Here is a 14,899-nt window from a genome sequence, read left to right as displayed (position 1 = left end):
CGTCGCGCTCTCGCAAGGGTCAGTCACAAAATGGCGCGCATCTTAGCACACTCCGGGGTAAATTACTCCGCCGTTGGGTTTGTCAGGAAACGCACCGCGCGTTTTATGTCCCGCGTCCGCGGTGCGGGCGGCAGGCTGGCAAGGAAGGTCGCTCCGTAAGGGCGCATCACCAGCCGGTTATCGCAAATGACCAGCACCCCGCGATCGGTAACGTCGCGGATCAATCGCCCTACCCCCTGCTTGAGCGTAATCACCGCATCCGGCAGCTGTACCTCATCGAAAGGATCGCCCCCGCGCAGACGGCAGTCTTCCATGCGCGCCTTCAGCAGCGGATCGTCCGGAGAGGTAAACGGCAGCTTATCAATAATTACCAGCGAGAGCGTATCGCCGCGCACATCGACCCCTTCCCAGAAGCTGCTGGTTGCTACCAGCAGGGCATTTCCGGCGCTGACAAACTGCTGTAACAGCTGGCCTTTACTGGTTTCACCCTGCAGCAGAACCGGCAGCGTCATGGTGGCGCGGAACTGCTCGGCGAGGTCACGCATCATGGCGTGAGAGGTGCAGAGCATAAAGCAGCGGCCGTTGTTGGCCTCGATCATCGGTTTTAACATCGCGGCCAGGTGGCGCGCCGCACCCGGCTGGTTCGGCAGCGGCAGATTACGAGGCACGCAGAGCAGCGCCTGTTTTTCGTAATCGAACGGGCTCGGCAGGAGCAGCGATTCCGCATCCTCAATGCCAAGACGTTCCGTGAAGTGATGCAGATCGTCATTCACCGACAGGGTTGCCGAGGTGAAGATCCAGCTTCCCGGTTTTTGCGCCATCACCTCTTTAAACTTATCCGCTACCGTCAGCGGCGTGAGCGCCAGGGTGAAATGCCGCGAGGTGCACTCATACCAGTAGCTGAACCCCGGCTGGTTAATCTCTTTCAGCCGTTTGAGCCGCCCGCGATAGAGCGTGGCGCGTTCGAAGGCCGCGTCCAGCAGCGCGGAGCGGCCAAGCGAGAGCTTTGCCACGTCGTAGCAGAGTTCGAGGGCATCATCGAGCAGCAGCAGCGCGCGCTGGATGTTTTTGTCCGCCAGCAGCTCGCGCAGGTTGCCGCGATAGCCCGGCTCGCCGAGCTGTAAGCGGAAATCCTGCGCGCTTTGGGCCAGACGGTCGGCGCACTTCTGCAGCTGCTGGGTATCTTTGAGTTCGGTCCGGTAAGCGATGGTGAAATCTTTCGCCAGATCCTGCAGCTGGCGGCTGGAAAGCGACTGGCCGAAGTACTGGCTGGCGATGTCCGGAAGCTGGTGGGCTTCATCGAAGATCATCACGTCCGCCTCCGGGATCAGCTCGCCGAAACCGCTGTCCTTGACGACCATATCCGCGAGGAACAGATGGTGGTTCACCACCACCACATCCGCATCCATCGCCGTTTTGCGCGCCTTCACCACAAAGCAGTCTTTATACAGCGGACAGTCGCTGCCGAGGCAGTTGTCGTTGGTGCTGGTCACCAGCGGCCAGGCAGGCGAGTCTTCCGGCACGCTCGCGCAGGTGCTGATGTCCCCCTCTTCAGTCTGGTTCGCCCAGGCGCGAAGGATAATAACGTCGCTGAGGGTTTGCACCGGCAGGTCGCCGCCCGCCAGCGCCTGCTGCTCAAGACGTTCCAGACAGAGATAGTTAGAGCGCCCCTTCAGCAGGGCCAGACGCCCCTTGTATTTCAGCGCTTTCGCCACCGTGGGCAAATCGCGGCTGTAGAGCTGATCCTGCAGCGCCTTCGAACCGGTGGAAATAATCACCTTCTTCTTCGCGCGCAGCGCCGGAGCAAGGTAAGCATACGTTTTACCCGTGCCGGTTCCGGCTTCGACCACCAGCGGCTGAGCCTTATCGATGGCGCGTGCAACGGCGTGCGCCATCTGGCGCTGAGGCTCACGGGGCTTGAAGCCGGGAATAGCCTGCGCTAATTGACCTTCAGGGGAAAAATCGTCTGCCACGGTGCTCTCTCACTGTATTTTTGCACAGGGATTATGTCAGCCCATCCTCTCCTGTGCCACCCCAAATAGTGACGACAGGAGAACAATATGGCAGTCTTGCCGCCTGACGACGAAAAATAACGAGGAAACGTTTATGACAATTGTGCGCATTGATGCCGAAGCCCGCTGGTCTGATGTGGTGATCCATAACCAGACGCTTTACTACACCGGCGTACCGGCTAACCTGGACGCGGATGCGTTCGAGCAGACGGCTAACACCCTGGCACAGATTGATGCGGTGCTGGAAAAACAGGGCAGCGACAAATCCCGCATTCTGGATGCGACGATTTTCCTGGCAAACAAAGATGATTTCGCGGCGATGAACAGAGCCTGGGATGCATGGGTAGTGGCGGGTCACGCGCCTGTACGCTGCACCGTACAGGCCACGCTGATGAAACCGGAATATAAGGTAGAGATTAAGATTATCGCGGCGGTTTAAGCCCGATTACTCTTCTGGTTCTTCATCTTCATCTTCGAAACGCGCCACGATCCGCTCGCCGGAATGACTGGCGCGAATCTCCTCGGCGACAACGGTAATCGCCTGTCCGCTGCTCATCCCCTGGGACATCAGTTCCTGAATTCGCTCAACCGCTTTCTGCTGCTGTTCATGGCTCAGAGAAGGTAAACCTGCAAACATCGTCAACTCCTGCTAAATTATTCGCGCTAATTATTTCACGCTGCCCGGTAGTATGCCACACATGAACATGCGCTTCCCCACTGTTATTACCTTGCCCTGGCGTGCAGACGCCGCCGAATTCTGGTTTGCCCGCCTGAGCCATCTTCCGTTTGCGATGCTGCTGCATTCTGGCCATGCGGACCATCCCTATAGCCGCTTCGACATTCTGGTGGCCGATCCGCTAAAGACGCTAACAACCGATGACCTGTCGTTAACGGACGATCCCCTGAAGCAGCTGCAGCAGGCCATTAACGCGCTGGGCTTATCTGCCGCGCCGAACCCGGACCTCCCTTTTCAGGGGGGCGCGCTGGGTCTGTTTGGCTACGATCTGGGTCGCCGTTTCGAAACGCTGCCGGAGCATGCGCAGGCTGATATTTCCCTGCCAGACATGGCCGTGGGGCTGTATGACTGGGCGTTAATTGTCGATCATCAGAAAAAAACGGTTTCCCTGCTGAGCCATCATGACGTGCAGGCGCGTCTGGCGTGGCTGGAGGCGCAACGGCCTGCCCCGGCAGAGACGTTTACCCTTACCTCTGGCTGGCGCTCGAACATGACCGCAGCGGAGTATGCCGAAAAATTCGCGCGCGTTCAGGCGTACCTGCAAAGCGGTGACTGCTACCAGGTTAACCTCGCCCAGCGCTTCCAGTCGACATACCGGGGAGATGAGTGGCAGGCGTTTACCCGTCTTAACGCCAGCAACAAGGCGCCGTTCAGCGCGTTTGTCCGTCTGGAACAGGGGGCCATACTCAGCCTGTCACCCGAGCGCTTTATCCATCTGGCCGAGGGTACGATTCAAACCCGTCCGATTAAAGGCACGTTACCGCGTCTTGCGGACCCCGATGCCGATCGCCAGCAGGCGGAAAAGCTCGCCGCCTCGCCGAAAGACCGCGCCGAGAACCTGATGATTGTCGACCTGATGCGTAACGACATTGGCCGCGTCGCCGAACCGGGCAGCGTGCGCGTGCCGGAACTGTTTGTCGTCGAGCCTTTCCCGGCGGTGCATCATCTGGTCAGTACCATTACCGCGCGTCTACCCGCCTCTCGCACCGCCTGCGATCTGCTCCGCGCCGCGTTTCCGGGCGGCTCCATCACCGGCGCGCCAAAGGTACGGGCGATGGAGATCATTGATGAGCTGGAGCCGCACCGCCGCAACGCCTGGTGCGGCAGTATCGGCTATATCAGCCTGTGCGGCACCATGGATACCAGCATTACCATTCGCACGCTGACGGCCTGCGACGGAAACCTTTACTGCTCGGCCGGGGGCGGCATTGTTGCCGATAGCCAGGTCGATGCGGAATATCAGGAAACCTTTGATAAAGTTAACCGTATCCTGAAACAACTGGAGTAATCACGGGTGGAAAAAGAGAACCTGACGCTGGACAATTTTTTATCTCGCTTTCAGCTATTACGACCGCAGGTCAACCGCGAAGCGCTGAACCAGCGTCAGGCGGCCGTGCTGATCCCGGTCGTGCGTCGCGCGCAGCCGGGCCTGCTGCTCACCCAGCGTTCTCCCCATCTACGCAAGCACGCGGGTCAGGTCGCCTTTCCGGGTGGCGCAGTGGACAGCTCCGACGCCTCGCTGATTGCCGCCGCGCTGCGGGAAGCGCAGGAAGAGGTTGCCATTCCGCCGGAGGCCGTTGAGATCATTGGCGTGCTGCCGCCCGTCGACAGCGTTACCGGTTTTCAGGTCACGCCGGTGGTGGGCATTATCCCGCCTGGCCTACAGTATCACGCCAGCGTCGATGAAGTTTCAGCGGTGTTTGAAATGCCGCTCGAAGAGGCGCTCCGGCTCAGCCGCTATCATCCGCTCGATATCCATCGACGGGGGCATGACCATCGGGTCTGGTTGTCCTGGTATCAGCATTATTTTGTCTGGGGCATGACGGCGGGCATCATTCGTGAACTGGCGCTGCAAATCGGCCTGAAACCTTGACTATACTTTACATTCCACCCTTTTTCGCAGGTTTGCGATCCGCGTCGCGCTATTAGCAAAACCCATCGTTAACCATTAGTTTAATTCATGTGAATAGTTAAGCCGAGGTCGGTGTTCCCTCTTACACTATGCGCAGTTATAACATCGTTACTGGAACCCCGGTAACCCTGTCAGGAGTGTGAAAGTGATTAGTATATTCGACATGTTCAAAGTGGGAATTGGCCCTTCGTCTTCCCATACTGTTGGCCCGATGAAGGCCGGTAAACAGTTCGTCGATGATCTGGTCGAAAAAGGATTACTGGAAAGCGTTACCCGTGTCGCCGTGGATGTTTACGGCTCGCTGTCATTAACGGGTAAAGGCCACCACACCGATATCGCCATTATTATGGGTCTGGCAGGCAATATGCCGGATACCGTAGATATTGATGCCATCCCGGCATTCATCCGCGATGTGGAAACACGCGGCCGCCTGCTGCTGGCAAACGGCCAGCAGGAAGTCGATTTCCCGCAGGATGACGGCATGCGTTTCCGTAGCGACAACCTGCCGCTGCACGAAAACGGCATGACCATTCACGCTTACAGCGGTGAAAAAGAGATTTACAGCAAAACGTACTACTCCATCGGCGGTGGCTTCATCGTGGATGAAGAGCATTTTGGCAAAGACAGCGTCGGCGACGTCAGCGTACCTTACCCGTTCAAATCGGCTACAGAAATGCTGGGCTACTGCAAAGAGACCGGTCTTTCACTGTCCGGCATGGTGATGCAGAACGAACTGGCCCTGCACAGCAAAAAAGAGATTGAAGACTATTTTGCGAACGTCTGGCAAACCATGCGCGCCTGTATCGACCGCGGGATGAACACCGAAGGCGTTCTGCCGGGTCCACTGCGCGTACCGCGTCGTGCCTCTGCCCTGCGCCGTATGCTGGTGACCACGGACAAGTTCTCCAACGACCCGATGAACGTGGTCGACTGGGTAAACATGTTTGCCCTGGCGGTTAACGAAGAGAACGCCGCCGGTGGTCGCGTCGTGACGGCGCCAACCAACGGCGCCTGCGGTATCGTTCCGGCAGTGCTGGCGTATTACGATCACTTTATTGAGCCCGTGACGCCGGACATCTACATCCGCTATTTCCTGGCGGCAGGTGCCATCGGTGCGCTGTACAAAATGAACGCCTCCATCTCCGGTGCGGAAGTGGGCTGTCAGGGTGAAGTGGGCGTTGCCTGCTCCATGGCGGCGGCAGGTCTGGCAGAGCTGCTGGGCGCAAGCCCTGAGCAGGTCTGCGTGGCGGCGGAAATCGGTATGGAACATAACCTCGGTCTGACCTGTGACCCGGTCGCGGGCCAGGTGCAGGTGCCGTGCATCGAGCGTAACGCGATTGCCTCTGTGAAAGCCATCAACGCCTCACGTATGGCGATGCGCCGTACCAGCGAACCTCGCGTATCGCTGGATAAGGTGATTGAAACCATGTACGAAACCGGCAAGGACATGAACGCGAAATACCGCGAGACGTCCCGCGGTGGCCTGGCCATTAAGGTGCAGTGCGACTAATACTGCCTTTCGCCCATCTGCAACGGATGGGCGAATTTCCCTCTTCTTTCTCGTCTCCTTCTGCTTTCCCCACTACACTTTTACTGTTGCGTCCGGCTTTTGTGGCTGGTGGCTTATCAGGCGACCGTTCATGCAAACTGCACAAACGATCATTAAAAACTATCGCCGAAAACGCGTTATCGTCTGTGTCACGGTTGCGCTCCTCACGCTCATCCTGACGTTAGGCATTCGCTTTATTTCACAGCGCAATGTTAACCAACAGCGGATCCTCGATTTTACCAGCCACACCGTTCGCGCCCTTGATAACGTCCTGCTTTCTTTAGAGAACCGCCGCAGCGTGCTGCAGCCCCTGGTAGGGCAGCCCTGCCCGCAGGCGCACCTGGCGCTGCGAAAGCAGGCCGCCATTTTGCAGACGGTACGCTCCATCGCCCTGATTAACGAGGGTATCCTGTATTGCTCAAGTATTTTCGGGAGCCGCAATGTGCCCGTTCGCGACTTCCTGAAAGAATTACCCGCCAGCACGGCGAAGCTGATTTTATCGAGCGATCAGTGGCTGCTTAAGGGTAGCCCGATATTGATCCAGTGGTATCCCGTCTCACAGGACGGTGAAGCTGGCGTTATCGAAATCATCAATATCGATCTGATCGCCAAAATGATCCTCGAGCCCCAGCGCCCGCTCATCAATGACGTGGCGCTGACCGTAGGCGATCGCTTTCTGCGCTATGGACAACGCGTCAGCGACAGCCTGACGTTTGATGAGGAGGGCTCTCTTTTCCAGCAATCGTCAACCCGAAATCCTTTTACCATTACGGTCAGCGGGCCAGGCCCTGGAGAGTTAGCCTTAAAAAGCCTGCCAGCCCAGCTGCCGCTTGGACTCATGCTCAGCCTGCTGCTGGGCTATCTCGCCTGGCTGGCAACGGCAAACCGGATGAGCTTTACGTGGGAGATCGATATGGGCATTGCGGCGCGGGAATTTGAGCTTTTCTGCCAGCCGCTGGTGAATGCCCGTACCCAGGCGTGCACCGGCGTGGAGATCCTGCTGCGCTGGAATAACCCCCGTCAGGGTTGGATCACCCCGGAGGTGTTTATCCCTCTGGCAGAAGAACATAACCAGATTGTCCCCCTGACCCGCTATGTCATCGCCGAAACGGTGCGCCAGATAGGCTACTTCCCTTCCAGCGCTGGTTTTCACATCGGTATTAACGTCGCCGCCAGCCATTTTCGTCACGCGGCATTGATACAGGACCTGAACCGCCTCTGGTTCAGCGCCGGTCCGCGCCAGCAGCTGGTGATTGAACTCACGGAACGGGATGCGCTGCTGGATGCGGATTATCGCATCGTGCGCGAACTGCATCGCAAAGGGGTGAAGCTCGCCATCGACGATTTTGGTACCGGGAACAGCTCCCTCTCCTGGCTTGAAAAGCTGCACCCGGACGTGCTGAAAATCGACCAGTCGTTTACCACCGCCATCGGTACCGACGCCGTGAACTCGACGGTGACGGATATGATTATTGCGCTGGGTCAGCGGCTGAATATTGAACTGGTGGCTGAAGGGGTCGAGACGGAGGAGCAGGCGCGCTACTTGCGCCGCCATGGCGTGCCTGTCCTGCAGGGGTTTTTCTATGCGCGGCCCATGCCGCTACGGGATTTTCCGAAGTGGCTGGCGGGAAGTTCATCCCCGCCAGCGCATCATAACGGGCACATCGTGCCCTTAATGCCGCTGCGCTAAGCCGGCTTACTCATCTTCGTCGTGGGCTGATTGTTCTTTAACAATGCGAACCATATCAACGCGATAGTCGTTGGCTTCAACGATCGTAATGTGCAGCGGCGCCAGCTCGATCACATCGCCGACGCGCGGGATTTGCCCGTTAACGGCGATCACCAGACCGGCAACGGTCGCGATGTCTTCTTCATCGTTGATCACGTTTTCCAGCCCCAGCGTGTGCGAGAGCGCGTGCAGGTCGGTGGTACCTTTAACCAGCCAGCCTTCACCGTCGGCAACGATCTCAGGCGTTTCGTCGGCATCCGGGAATTCACCGGCAATCGCTTCCAGTACGTCCAGCGGCGTGACCAGCCCCTGCACCACGCCAAACTCGTTGGTGACGATAACAAAGCTACCGCGAGCGCGGCGCAGCACCCCGAGCAGGTTGATAGGATCCAGCGTTTCCGGCACGACAATCGCAGGCGACGCAGCGGCAACGGCTTCCACGTTGACGCCCTCTTCCAGGGCCACCAGCATCTCTTTTGCCCGCACCACGCCGATGATCTCATCCAGCTCTCCGCGACACACCGGGAACAGGCTGTGCGGAGAAGAGAGCAATTGCTGGCGAATTTCATCGACGCTTAGATTTGCATCAACCCAGCTGATCTCCCCGCGCGGCGTCATGATGCCGCGCAGCGAACGGGAGGCCAGGGAGAGCACGCCGTTAATCATGTAGCGCTCTTGTTCCACAAACGCCCCTTCCGGGACCGGAACCGGGTTATGGTTTTCGGAATCAGACTGGACGTTCACCTGACGACGACCGCCCATCAGGCGCAGAATCGCGTCTGCGGTACGGGCGCGCAGCGGCTGATTCGACTGCTGCTTAATAAAGTTACGGCGTGCAATCTGGTTGAACAGCTCGATCAGAATCGAGAAGCCAATCGCGGCGTACAGGTAGCCTTTCGGAATATGGAAGCCAAAACCTTCCGCCACCAGGCTCAGACCAATCATCAGCAGGAAGCTCAGACACAGCACGACCACAGTCGGATGCTGGTTGACGAAGCGCGTCAGCGGCTTCGAGGCCAGCAGCATGACCGCCATCGCAATGACAACAGCCGCCATCATTACCGGCAGATGATTCACCATGCCGACCGCCGTGATCACCGCATCCAGCGAGAAGACTGCATCAAGCACCACAATCTGCAGCACCACCACCCAGAAGCTGGCATAGCCTTTACCGTGCCCATCATCGTGCTGACGGTTTTCCAGCCGCTCGTGTAGCTCCGTCGTCGCTTTGAAAAGCAGGAATATCCCCCCGATCAGCATGATTAAATCACGCCCGGAGAAGGTGTAATCCATGACGGAGAACAGCGGTTTGGTCAGCGTGACCATCCAGGAGATGACGGAGAGCAGCCCCAGTCGCATAACCAGCGCCAGCGAGAGACCAATCAGACGCGCTTTATCACGCTGTTTTGGCGGCAGTTTGTCCGCAAGGATGGCGATAAACACCAGGTTATCAATGCCGAGAACAATCTCCAGCACCACCAGCGTGAGCAATCCTACCCAGATTGACGGGTCCATTAAGAATTCCATGACAAGCTCCTGCTAAAGGAATGACGAAACGGTGCCCCACTCAACGTGGGCAAAACAGAGGTAAACAGAGTCGATACGTGGCGAGGATCGCCGGTGAATAAGGCGCGAAATGGCCTGGTTGATGACTGACGTCGGTGACGGTCCATATAGTGGGCTGTAACCCTATACTCCTGAACGATTAAACGGAGGCTAAACATATCAGAGACACTGTGTTTTTAGCAAAGATTTACGTTCCTTTGCAAAGTTCTGTAACACAGCGGCTTTACGCTACAGATAAATCTGTAACGCGTGGCTAAATTACGGATCTTCATCACATAAATTATTTTTTCACTATCTAAAATAATTCGCGGAAGTCTTAGTTTTTTTGAACTCTAACCCTTATCTGAATCGATTCGGTTCGCCAATACGATTCTCAGTACGGCTGCCTGGCAGGCGTATTAATGATAATAAAAGGAGGTAGCAAGTGACCATTGCTATTGTCATAGGCACACATGGTTGGGCTGCTGAGCAGCTACTCAAAACGGCAGAGATGCTGTTGGGCGAGCAGGAAAACGTCGGCTGGATCGATTTCGTTCCCGGTGAAAACGCCGAGACGCTGATAGAGAAGTACAACGCTCAACTCGCGAAGCTGGATACCAGCAAAGGCGTGCTGTTTCTCGTTGATACATGGGGCGGCAGCCCGTTCAATGCCGCCAGCCGCATTGTCGTCGATAAAGAGCACTATGAAGTTGTCGCCGGGGTTAATATTCCCATGCTGGTGGAAACCTTCATGGCGCGCGACGACAATCCGGCGTTCGATGAGCTGGTGGCGCTGGCCGTTGAAACCGGTCGCGAAGGGGTAAAAGCCCTGAAAGCGCAGCCGGTTGAAAAACCTGCCCCTGCATCTGCAGCGGCACCTAAAGCGGCAGCACCGGCAAAACCGATGGGCCCGAACGATTACATGGTCATCGGCCTTGCGCGTATTGATGACCGCTTAATCCACGGCCAGGTCGCCACGCGCTGGACCAAAGAGACCAACGTTCGACGCATTATCGTGGTCAGCGACGAAGTGGCCGCCGATACCGTACGTAAAACCCTTCTGACTCAGGTTGCTCCTCCTGGCGTTACCGCGCACGTCGTGGATGTCGCCAAGATGATCCGCGTTTACAACAACCCGAAATACGCGGGTGAACGCGTAATGCTCCTGTTCACTAACCCGACAGACGTTGAGCGCATTGTTGAAGGCGGCGTGAAAATCACCTCCGTGAACATCGGTGGTATGGCATTCCGTCAGGGCAAAACGCAGGTCAACAACGCCATTTCAGTCGATGCGAAAGATATCGAGGCATTCAACAAGCTGAATGCGCGCGGTATTGAACTGGAAGCCCGTAAGGTTTCTACGGATCAAAAACTGAAAATGATGGATTTGATCGGCAAAGTTGGGAAATAAGCCCGCGCCGGTTCTCATATAAAGTTTATGTAATAGGAGAAGTGCAATGGAGATTACCACTCTTCAGATTGTGCTGGTGTTCGTCGTCGCATGTATTGCGGGTATGGAATCCGTACTTGATGAATTTCAGTTCCACCGCCCTCTGGTGGCCTGTACCCTGATTGGGGCCGTTCTGGGTGACATGAAAACCGGTATCATCATCGGTGGTACCCTGGAAATGATCGCCCTGGGCTGGATGAACATCGGCGCAGCGGTTGCGCCCGATGCGGCGCTGGCCTCTATCATTTCGACCGTTCTGGTTATTGCTGGTCACCAGAGTATTGGTGCCGGTATCGCCCTGGCGATACCGCTGGCTGCAGCAGGCCAGGTTCTGACCATCATCGTTCGTACTATCACCGTTGCCTTCCAGCACGCGGCGGATAAGGCGGCCGAAAACGGCAACCTCACGGCACTGTCGTGGATCCACGTTTCGTCCCTGTTCCTGCAGGCGATGCGTATCGCGATCCCGGCGGTTATCGTGGCGATCTCTGTTGGTACCAGTGAAGTCCAGAGCATGCTGAACGCCATTCCAGAAGTGGTCACCGGCGGTCTGAACATCGCGGGCGGCATGATCGTGGTCGTTGGTTATGCGATGGTCATCAACATGATGCGCGCAGGCTATCTGATGCCGTTCTTCTACCTCGGCTTCGTGACCGCTGCCTTCACCAACTTCAACCTGGTTGCACTGGGTGTGATTGGTGCGGTAATGGCGATTCTCTACATCCAGCTCAGCCCGAAATATAACCGCGTCGCGGGTGCCCCAGCGCAGGCAGCTGGTAACAACGATCTCGATAACGAACTGGACTAACAGGTGAGCGAAATGGTTGATATGACAAAAACTACCACCGAGAAAAAACTCACTCCGGGTGATATTCGTGGCGTGTTCATCCGTTCTAACCTGTTTCAGGGTTCATGGAACTTCGAACGTATGCAGGCGCTGGGCTTCTGCTTCTCCATGGTGCCGGCGATCAAGCGCCTGTACCCGGAAAATAACGAAGCGCGCCGTCAGGCGATCAAGCGTCACCTGGAATTCTTTAACACCCATCCTTACGTAGCGGCTCCGGTTCTGGGCGTAACGCTGGCGATGGAAGAACAGCGTGCGAACGGCGCAGAGATTGACGACGGTGCCATCAACGGTATCAAAGTCGGCCTGATGGGTCCGCTGGCCGGTGTCGGTGACCCAATCTTCTGGGGTACCGTGCGTCCGGTCTTCGCGGCGCTGGGTGCCGGTATCGCGATGAGCGGCAGCCTGCTTGGCCCGCTGCTGTTCTTCATCCTGTTCAACGCCGTGCGCCTGCTGACCCGTTACTACGGTGTGGCCTACGGCTACCGTAAAGGGGTGGACATCGTTAAGGACATGGGCGGCGGCTTCCTGCAGAAACTGACAGAGGGGGCGTCAATCCTCGGCCTGTTTGTCATGGGGGCGCTGGTTAACAAGTGGACGCACGTGAACATCCCGCTGGTGGTATCGACCATCACCGGTCAGGATGGTCAGACGCGCGTCACCACCGTGCAGACGATTCTGGACCAGCTGATGCCGGGCCTGGTACCGCTGCTGTTGACCTTCGCCTGCATGTGGCTGCTGCGTAAGAAAGTGAACCCGCTGTGGATTATCGTTGGCTTCTTCGTCATCGGTATCGCGGGCTACGCAGTCGGCCTGCTGGGTCTGTAAGTTTCAATGCTATAGGCCGGGGGCTTGCCCCCGGTTTTTTTATCTGGAGGATGAATGACTGTCACGGACATCGTACTGGTTTTATTTATTGCTGCCCTTCTGGCTTACGCTATCTATGACGAGTTCATCATGCCCCGCCGTCACGGCGAGACGCTGCTCTCCCTTCCCCTTCTGCGACGCGGGCGCGTAGATGCGTTTATCTTCGCGGGTCTCATCGTTATTCTTATTTACAATAACGTCACTAGCCATGGTGCAATATTAACCACATGGTTATTATGTGCGCTGGCATTAATGGCGGTTTATCTGTTCTGGATCCGCACGCCGAAAATCATTTTTAAATCCCGCGGATTTTTCTTCGCCAATGTGTGGATAGAATATAACCGTATTAAAGAGATGAATTTATCCGAAGACGGTGTGCTGGTGATGCAATTAGAACAACGCCGCCTGCTTATTCGGGTGAAGAATATTGACGATCTGGAAAAAATATACAGCTTACTTCTTAAAACTCAATGACTTGCATATATAGCAATGGCTATATTCTGTGTTTATCTTGCGCAAGAAATATAGCCAAAGCTATATCCTTTTCGTTAATTTGCTCTCTATTTTTTAACGATAATTTCACGCTTAAAGACAAATGAAAATCGTTATCAACAAGCATTTTAAATAATGCTTCTCCATTGTTGTTTTATATTCTCAAAATATGTTAAGGTTGCGCCCGTCGTTGGGGAGTAGCCGATTTCCTGCTCGCAGGAAATGTACGTGTCAACATACTCGTTGAAAAACGTGGCGCGTACGGATCGCTGACAGCACATCTTATGTGCGGCGCGATCAGGCGAGACCATAGATACATCAACTGCTGTTTACTGGGGGCAGTGATGTGTCATATGGATATCCCCGGTCTGGACGCTGTTATGAATATCTCCGCTACGATCCTCCTCGCTTTTGGCATGTCCATGGACGCTTTTGCGGCTTCCATCGGAAAAGGCGCCACGCTCCACAAACCTAAGTTCTCAGAAGCCCTGCGTACCGGCCTTATTTTTGGCGCTATCGAAACGCTGACGCCGCTTATCGGCTGGGGACTTGGCATGCTTGCCAGCCAGTTCGTGCTGGAGTGGAACCACTGGATTGCCTTCGTACTGCTGGTGTTTCTCGGTGGCCGAATGGTGATTGAAGGTTTTCGCGGCGGTGATGATGAAGACGAGGAGCCGCTGCACCGCCACGGGTTCTGGCTGCTGGTCACCACGGCGATTGCCACCAGCCTTGATGCAATGGCAGTCGGCGTCGGTCTGGCATTCCTGCAGGTCAATATTATCGCCACCGCGTTGGCCATCGGCTGCGCAACGCTGATCATGTCCACGCTGGGCATGATGGTCGGACGGTTTATCGGCCCGCTGCTGGGTAAACGCGCCGAGATCCTGGGGGGAATTGTGCTGATTGGCATTGGAGCCCAGATCCTCTGGGCACACTTCGCCGGTTAATCTTCGCGCTGCCAGACGTGGATACTGAAATCCGTCTGGCAGTTAAATATTGATTGTACAGCTAACGCTTCCCACACTTCCGGTTTTGCCCGCCACGCGAACGGCGTCATCTGCAGCAGCGCGGTTGCTTCTTCCCCTTTCAGCTTCATTTCATACGCTACGGTTTGCTCCTGCTTAAGGGTAAAACCGGCCAGTTGTTCAGAATGAGGTGCATGCAGACGCACTTCGTCGTAGATCAGCCCTTTCAGCTCCATCAGATGACGCGGGCCCGGCGTCACGGTGACGACCCATCCGCCCGGTTTCACCACGCGAGCCAGCTCTTCCGCCTTGCAGGGCGCGTAAATGCGGATAACCGCATCCATGCTGGCATCGTCAAACGGCAGCCGGTGGCTGGATGCCACGCAGAACGTCACGTCAGCGTAACGCTTTGCCGCCGCGCGAATGGCCACTTTCGACACGTCCAGACCGAATGTCAACGCGCCCTTCTCACGGGCGATCTGGGCAAACCGTGCGGTGTAGTACCCTTCCCCGCAGCCGATATCGAGCATGACGGTGGCTGAACCCGGCAGGATGTCATTCAGCATCTGCGCGACGGTCTCTCGCAGCGGCAGATAGTGCCCGGCATCCAGAAACGCACGACGCGCCTGCATCATCTCTGCACTGTCGCCTGGATCGCGGGAGCGCTTATGCTGCACCGGCAGAAGATTCACGTAGCCTTCTTTTGCCATATCAAACTGATGCCCCTGCGGACAGGTATAGCTTTTATCTGAATGCGTCAGGGGGGCGTGGCAAAGAGGACAGCTGAAGGACATGGTG

At 56.5% G+C, this 14,899-nt stretch carries 15 protein-coding genes; 10 read left to right on the top strand and 5 right to left on the bottom strand.

Going from position 1 to position 14,899, the window contains the following annotated elements:
* Positions 1-62: 62 nt before the first annotated feature.
* On the bottom strand, positions 63-1,973 hold the full coding sequence (locus tag M2422_RS01570) for an ATP-dependent DNA helicase (protein WP_248202585.1): 1,911 nt from the start codon (positions 1,971-1,973) through the stop codon (positions 63-65).
* A 133-nt stretch (positions 1,974-2,106) separates the two neighbouring features.
* Between M2422_RS01570 and M2422_RS01565 the strand changes: the two genes are divergently transcribed.
* Positions 2,107-2,451 carry a RidA family protein gene (locus M2422_RS01565; RefSeq protein WP_029742004.1) on the top strand — a complete coding sequence of 115 codons (345 nt, stop codon included), beginning with the start codon at positions 2,107-2,109 and terminating at the stop codon, positions 2,449-2,451.
* Positions 2,452-2,457: 6 nt separating this feature from the next.
* Here M2422_RS01565 and M2422_RS01560 read toward each other — a convergent pair whose 3' ends face one another.
* Positions 2,458-2,649, bottom strand: a complete 192-nt coding sequence (locus M2422_RS01560) for a YoaH family protein (protein ID WP_064672709.1) — start codon at positions 2,647-2,649, stop codon at positions 2,458-2,460.
* Between the two features lie 61 nt (positions 2,650-2,710).
* On the opposite strand from M2422_RS01560, the gene pabB reads away from it, so the two are divergent.
* The 4 genes from pabB to M2422_RS01540 all read left to right on the top strand — a co-directional run bounded on the left by pabB (position 2,711) and on the right by M2422_RS01540 (position 7,899).
* The gene (gene pabB / locus M2422_RS01555; protein ID WP_058841382.1) at positions 2,711-4,036 is read left to right on the top strand and encodes an aminodeoxychorismate synthase component 1; all 1,326 of its coding nucleotides are present in this window, start codon (positions 2,711-2,713) and stop codon (positions 4,034-4,036) included.
* 6 nt (positions 4,037-4,042) lie between these two features.
* Complete coding sequence (locus tag M2422_RS01550) at positions 4,043-4,621, top strand: CoA pyrophosphatase (RefSeq protein ID WP_064672710.1); 579 nt, start codon at positions 4,043-4,045, stop codon at positions 4,619-4,621.
* Between the two features lie 184 nt (positions 4,622-4,805).
* Positions 4,806-6,170 carry an L-serine ammonia-lyase gene (gene sdaA, locus M2422_RS01545; protein ID WP_023312197.1) on the top strand — a complete coding sequence of 455 codons (1,365 nt, stop codon included), beginning with the start codon at positions 4,806-4,808 and terminating at the stop codon, positions 6,168-6,170.
* Between the two features lie 130 nt (positions 6,171-6,300).
* A complete protein-coding gene (locus M2422_RS01540; protein ID WP_048979890.1) occupies positions 6,301-7,899 on the top strand; it encodes a cyclic diguanylate phosphodiesterase in 1,599 nt (532 codons plus the stop codon).
* Positions 7,900-7,905: 6 nt separating this feature from the next.
* Here M2422_RS01540 and yoaE read toward each other — a convergent pair whose 3' ends face one another.
* Complete coding sequence (gene yoaE, locus M2422_RS01535; RefSeq protein WP_033145827.1) at positions 7,906-9,465, bottom strand: CNNM family cation transport protein YoaE; 1,560 nt, start codon at positions 9,463-9,465, stop codon at positions 7,906-7,908.
* Positions 9,453-9,611, bottom strand: a complete 159-nt coding sequence (locus tag M2422_RS23910) for a protein YoaL (RefSeq protein ID WP_370883520.1) — start codon at positions 9,609-9,611, stop codon at positions 9,453-9,455. The genes yoaE and M2422_RS23910 overlap by 13 nt, the downstream gene beginning before the upstream one ends.
* Positions 9,612-9,928: 317 nt before the next feature.
* Between M2422_RS23910 and manX the strand changes: the two genes are divergently transcribed.
* The 5 genes from manX (at position 9,929) to mntP (ending at position 14,083) form a co-directional block, all read left to right on the top strand.
* A complete protein-coding gene (gene manX / locus M2422_RS01530) occupies positions 9,929-10,894 on the top strand; it encodes a PTS mannose transporter subunit IIAB (protein ID WP_039263635.1) in 966 nt (321 codons plus the stop codon).
* Positions 10,895-10,940: 46 nt separating this feature from the next.
* Complete coding sequence (gene manY, locus M2422_RS01525) at positions 10,941-11,741, top strand: PTS mannose transporter subunit IIC (RefSeq protein ID WP_008500490.1); 801 nt, start codon at positions 10,941-10,943, stop codon at positions 11,739-11,741.
* Positions 11,742-11,753: 12 nt separating this feature from the next.
* On the top strand, positions 11,754-12,605 hold the full coding sequence (locus tag M2422_RS01520; protein ID WP_006810994.1) for a PTS mannose transporter subunit IID: 852 nt from the start codon (positions 11,754-11,756) through the stop codon (positions 12,603-12,605).
* A 54-nt stretch (positions 12,606-12,659) separates the two neighbouring features.
* Positions 12,660-13,118, top strand: coding sequence for a DUF986 family protein (locus tag M2422_RS01515; RefSeq protein WP_064672711.1), 459 nt, complete (start codon positions 12,660-12,662; stop codon positions 13,116-13,118).
* 398 nt (positions 13,119-13,516) lie between these two features.
* Positions 13,517-14,083, top strand: a complete 567-nt coding sequence (mntP, locus tag M2422_RS01510) for a manganese efflux pump MntP (RefSeq protein WP_047074362.1) — start codon at positions 13,517-13,519, stop codon at positions 14,081-14,083.
* Here the strand turns inward: mntP and rlmA are convergent.
* On the bottom strand, positions 14,080-14,895 hold the full coding sequence (rlmA, locus tag M2422_RS01505; RefSeq protein ID WP_064672712.1) for a 23S rRNA (guanine(745)-N(1))-methyltransferase: 816 nt from the start codon (positions 14,893-14,895) through the stop codon (positions 14,080-14,082). The genes mntP and rlmA overlap by 4 nt on opposite strands.
* Between the last annotated feature and the right edge of the window lie 4 nt (positions 14,896-14,899).

The organism is Enterobacter sp. SLBN-59, from assembly GCF_024807915.1.
GTDB lineage: Bacteria > Pseudomonadota > Gammaproteobacteria > Enterobacterales > Enterobacteriaceae > Enterobacter > Enterobacter asburiae_B.
This window is presented reverse-complemented; position numbering and strand designations above follow the sequence as displayed.

Bases quoted from the DNA above. Each gene is read 5' to 3' on its own strand.
- M2422_RS01565 (WP_029742004.1), top strand. From the start codon at position 2,107: ATGACAATTGTGCGCATTGATGCCGAAGCCCGCTGGTCTGATGTGGTG.
- M2422_RS01560 (WP_064672709.1), bottom strand. From the start codon at position 2,649: ATGTTTGCAGGTTTACCTTCTCTGAGCCATGAACAGCAGCAGAAAGCG.
- pabB (WP_058841382.1), top strand. From the start codon at position 2,711: ATGAACATGCGCTTCCCCACTGTTATTACCTTGCCCTGGCGTGCAGAC.
- M2422_RS01540 (WP_048979890.1), top strand. From the start codon at position 6,301: ATGCAAACTGCACAAACGATCATTAAAAACTATCGCCGAAAACGCGTT.
- yoaE (WP_033145827.1), bottom strand. From the start codon at position 9,465: ATGGAATTCTTAATGGACCCGTCAATCTGGGTAGGATTGCTCACGCTG.
- M2422_RS23910 (WP_370883520.1), bottom strand. From the start codon at position 9,611: ATGGACCGTCACCGACGTCAGTCATCAACCAGGCCATTTCGCGCCTTA.
- manY (WP_008500490.1), top strand. From the start codon at position 10,941: ATGGAGATTACCACTCTTCAGATTGTGCTGGTGTTCGTCGTCGCATGT.
- M2422_RS01520 (WP_006810994.1), top strand. From the start codon at position 11,754: ATGGTTGATATGACAAAAACTACCACCGAGAAAAAACTCACTCCGGGT.
- M2422_RS01515 (WP_064672711.1), top strand. From the start codon at position 12,660: ATGACTGTCACGGACATCGTACTGGTTTTATTTATTGCTGCCCTTCTG.
- mntP (WP_047074362.1), top strand. From the start codon at position 13,517: ATGAATATCTCCGCTACGATCCTCCTCGCTTTTGGCATGTCCATGGAC.
- rlmA (WP_064672712.1), bottom strand. From the start codon at position 14,895: ATGTCCTTCAGCTGTCCTCTTTGCCACGCCCCCCTGACGCATTCAGAT.